The sequence below is a fragment of the Protofrankia sp. CiT1 genome, assembly GCF_917627335.1.
Lineage (GTDB): Bacteria > Actinomycetota > Actinomycetes > Frankiales > Frankiaceae > Protofrankia.
In genome coordinates this window covers 13,310-17,564 of record NZ_CAKJTP010000092.1, presented here as the reverse complement: position 1 = coordinate 17,564, position 4,255 = coordinate 13,310, and the positions used below count along the sequence as shown (strand labels likewise).

At 70.4% G+C, this 4,255-nt stretch carries 2 protein-coding genes; both read left to right on the top strand.

The genetic code is table 11. From position 1 onward, the window contains the following. The coding region (locus tag MJ785_RS14820) for a glycosyltransferase family 39 protein (RefSeq protein ID WP_239381381.1) at positions 1–2,305 on the top strand (2,305 nt) is incomplete at its 5' end. After that, positions 2,302–4,143 carry a glycosyltransferase gene (locus MJ785_RS14815; protein ID WP_239313031.1) on the top strand — a complete coding sequence of 614 codons (1,842 nt, stop codon included), beginning with the start codon at positions 2,302–2,304 and terminating at the stop codon, positions 4,141–4,143. The genes MJ785_RS14820 and MJ785_RS14815, both read left to right, overlap by 4 nt. Positions 4,144–4,255: the final 112 nt, after the last annotated feature.

Genomic DNA, 4,255 nt, shown 5'->3' with positions numbered 1-4,255 from the left:
GCTGGCGCTCGCTCGGGGGAGGCTGTACGGTGCCGGGCGCACCGGCGGGGTCACCGCGAGCCTGCTCGCCGAGCCGCTGGGACGGCTGGCCTTCGGCACGGTGCTGACCGCGCTGCTTGGCCCGGTCGGGGGCGCGGCGGGCGTGGTCGCCGCCGGCTACTGCGCGCTCGGGATAGCGCGATGGCGCGGTGCCCGGGTGCAGCCGCCGGAGCCGGCAGCGGCCACCGGCGCGAACCGTCAGCCAGCGGCGATGATCGTTTTTCTGCTGCTCGCCGTCCTGGCGAACCAGGATCTCCTGTGGGCGAATGCGCTCCTCGGCCGGGACCAGGCCGCGCTGTTCGCGGTCCTGTCGACGCTCGGCGGGGTGGCCGCGTTCGCGACCGCGACCATCCCGATGGTGCTGCTGCCGCGGGCCGCGCAACGGGATGCCGGGGCGGTGCTGGTCGCGCTGTCCGGGGCGGCCGCGGTCGGTATCGGCGCGCTGCTGGTGGTCGCGGTGACGCCGACCGGGTTCTGGGTGTCGACGCTCGGCCCCGCCTACGCCGGCACCGGCCGGCTCGGCCTCGCCTACCTCGCGGCGATGGCAATGTTCGGCCTGGCCCGGGTGCTGGCCGCGGAGAACTGCGTCACGGCCGGCGGCCGAGCGACCGGCATCGCCGTCGGCATCACCGCGGCCGGCCAGGCGATCGGCATCACGATCTTCCATCACGACGCGCGCTCGATCGCGCTTGTCACGTTGGCCGCCATGACCGCGCTGACGATGTCGGTGGGCACCGTGACCATGCTGCGCGCCCGGCCCGCTCCGCTGGCAAGCATGTGGCTGCTGCGGCCACGGCCGGTGACAGCCACCCACATCCGGTGGGCGGTGGCCGGCCTCACGGTCCTCGGGATCGTCGTCCGGTTGCTGTCACCGCACAGCATCTGGGTCGACGAGGCGATCAGCATCCGCCAGGCCAGGCTCTTTCCGTTCCAGGAGTCGATCCGCGCGCTCCGGGACACCGACGTACACCCGCCGCTGTTCGCCACGGTGCTGTGGTTACAGGTGCACCTGTTCGGGACAAGCCAGTTCGCTGTCCGGCTGCCCTCGATCGTGACCGGGAGCCTGCTGGTGCCGATGCTTTACCTGGCCGGCCGTGATCTCTACAACCGGCGTGCCGGGCTGGCCGCGGCGGCCCTCGGTGTCTTCGCCCCGTTCGCGGTCTGGTATTCGCAGGAGACGCGGATGTACCCGCTGTTCCTGCTGTTCGGAGTCACGGCCACCTGGGCACAGGCACGGGTGCTGAAGGCCGGCGGCCGTAGGGCGTGGGTGGTGTACACCCTGGCGAGCGCGGCCCTGCTGTGGACCCATTACTTCGCGACGCTGCAGGTAATCACGCAGCAGATCGTGTTCGCCGTGATTGTCTGGCGCCGACACGGAACACGCCGGACCAGCCGGGACGGGCCCGGCATCCTCGTGCCGTGGCTGGCGAGCCTGGCCGCGCTGACGTTACTTGCCGCGCCGTTGGTGCCGTTCGCCAGCGCTCAGCTCCACGCCTACGGCACCCGTGGTGGGGTGGGTTTCGCGGCTCAGGCCGGTGACACGGTGGCGACGGGTGGCCATCCGCTGCTTTCGATCTACTCGATCGGCGCGAACGGGGTATGGGCTGTCTGGGGCTACCATTCGGACGCGATCGTGGCCACCCTCGTCGCGGTGTGGCCAGTGGGAATGCTGGTCGCGTTCCTGCTGCTCGGCCGCGGCTGGTCCCGCAGCTCACTGTTGCTCGCCGCGACCGTGCTCGTCCCCGTGCTGTGCCTGTTCGCCCTCGGCACGCGGAAGGAGAACCTGTTCGAGGTCCGCTACTTCGTCGGGATCCTGCCTGGCCTGATGCTCCTCGCCGGCCGGGCGCTCACGAGCTGGTTGCGGACCACGCCGGGAATGCTGCTCGGCGTCGGGCTCGCCACGCTGACGCTCGTGGTCGCGCTGGTGGACCAGCAACTCAATCCGAGCGACCCTCGCCTGTACGACTTCGACGGTGCGTTGAAGCACGTCACCGCGCATGCGCAACCGGGCGACATCATCGTCTACACCCCGATCTACCTGGTCGACGTCGTCGATTACTACGCGCCCGGGCTCCCCTCCTACGGTCCTGGCCCCGGCGTTCTGGCGCGCGCCAGGTCCGCCCGCCACGTGTTCGTGGTCGGAAGCTTCCTGTCCGATCCCAATGTGGCGGTGGACACCGGCGCGCTGCTGGCGCGGCTGGAACTGAGCCGACGGGTCGTCAACACCTTCCACGCCCCGCAGGTAATCGTCTGGGAGCTGCAGTGACCATCACGCCGGAACACGAAACAATCACGCACAGCCAGCAACTGCCTTCCGTCGCCCCCGCGGCGCGTCCACCGGTCGCCGACAACGCCAGGAACGGCGCCGACAACGCCAGGAACGACGCCAGAAGCGAGACCAGGACCGCCATCTCCACGGACCCGCGGCTCGCGCCGCCGGCATGGCAACCGATGGGGCCGGGCCGGGCGCTGCGGCGCCGGATGCTGCTTGTGCTGCCGCTGAACGTGCTCGCTTTCTTCTGGTATTTCGGCTGGCTGCTCGCGCCCGGTCGGGTCGGCAACGTGCTGCTCTACGCCCTGTTGCTGCTTGCCGAGGTCTTCAACGCGGTGCAGGCGCTCGGTTTCTGGTGGACGTGCTCCCGGGAGCGCGTGCGCCGGCGCCGCCCGCGAGTAAGAGCGCCCGGCAATAGGGGCGTGGATCAAGGAGCGGGACTGGGGCGCGTACATCGCAAGGCGGAGGAGGGAGTCACCCTGGTCCTTGGGGTGTCGACCGACGACAACACAGCGAGGTGCGTGCCCCAGCCCCGCGACGCCGCGTCCCTATTGCCGGTCGCTCTAAGCGGGCAGCTGGCCGTGGACGTCCTGGTGCCGGTCTACAACGAGCCGGTCGACGTGGTGGAACCGACGCTGGCCGCGGCGGTCCGGATGCGGGGGGCGCAGGTGCATGTGTGCCTGCTGGACGATGGGGACAACCCGCGGATGGCCGCGTTGGCCAGCCGGTACGGCGTCACCTACATCACCCGGCCGGACCACCGCGGCGCGAAGGCCGGCAACCTCAACCACGCGCTCGGCCGGACCTCCGCGCCGATCGTGGTGATCTTTGACTGTGACCACGTGCCGCACCCGGAGTTCCTGGAAGCGACGCTCGGCTACCTCGACGACCCGGGTGTGGGCTTTGTACAGACACCGCAGTACTACGCGAACGCCTCGACCAACGAGGTCGCCGGGACGTCATGGGCACAGCAGGCGCTTTTCTTCGGTGGGATCGCGCGGGGCAAGGACGGCCTGGGCGCGATGTTCTGCTGCGGAACGAACATCGCCTTCCGCCGTACGGCCCTGGCGGAGGTGGGCGGCTTCCCCGAGGACTCCCTGACCGAGGACTTCGAGCTGTCGATCCGCATGCACACCCGCGGGTGGCGGTCGGTCTACGTGCCCGAGGTACTGGCCAGTGGCCTCGGGCCGGCGGACATGGCCTCCTACACCAGCCAGCAGCTGCGGTGGTCGCGAGGCTGCATCTCGGCGATCCCGGCGGTGCTGGCCGCCCGGCTGCCCCGCCGGCTGAAGGCACAGTACCTGCTGTCCGCGGGGTACTTTCTGTCCGGCTGGACCGTACTCATCTATATGATCATGCCGATGATGCGGATCATGTTCGGCATCCAACCGATCACCGCCGCGAGCGCCGACCAGTTCCTGCTGCACTTCGCGCCCTACTTCACCGTGGCGCTGGGCACGGTTGCGCTGGCCGGGAACGGCAGCTACACCTTCGCCGCCTTCACCCTGCAAAGCGCCAGCTTCTGGATCGGCGTGGTGTCCACGGTACGGGCGCTACTACGCCGGCCTGGACGTTTCGTCGTCACGCCGAAGCAGGGCGGCGGGCACTGGCAGCCGACCGTGGTGGTGGTTCCCGTCGCCGTGGCCATGCTGCTGATCGCCGCATCGATCTACGGGCTGGCCCGGGACCAGGGGCCGGGCATGGCGAACAGCGTCGCGTTCGCCGGTGTGCACGCCGCGCTGCTGCTGCGCGGGTCCATACCCGCGCTGGGATGGCGAGGCCGGACCGCCCGCACCGCCGTCGCGCGCGACGCTCCGCCGATCGCGGCCTGACCCCGGCCCTGTGACACGATCCCGGGCGTCGCACGTGCGAGTAGAGCCGGCGTTGTCGATGCACGGCCGTAGGAGTGGACGATCGCACTCCCGCTCCCCCGTACCAGCCGCT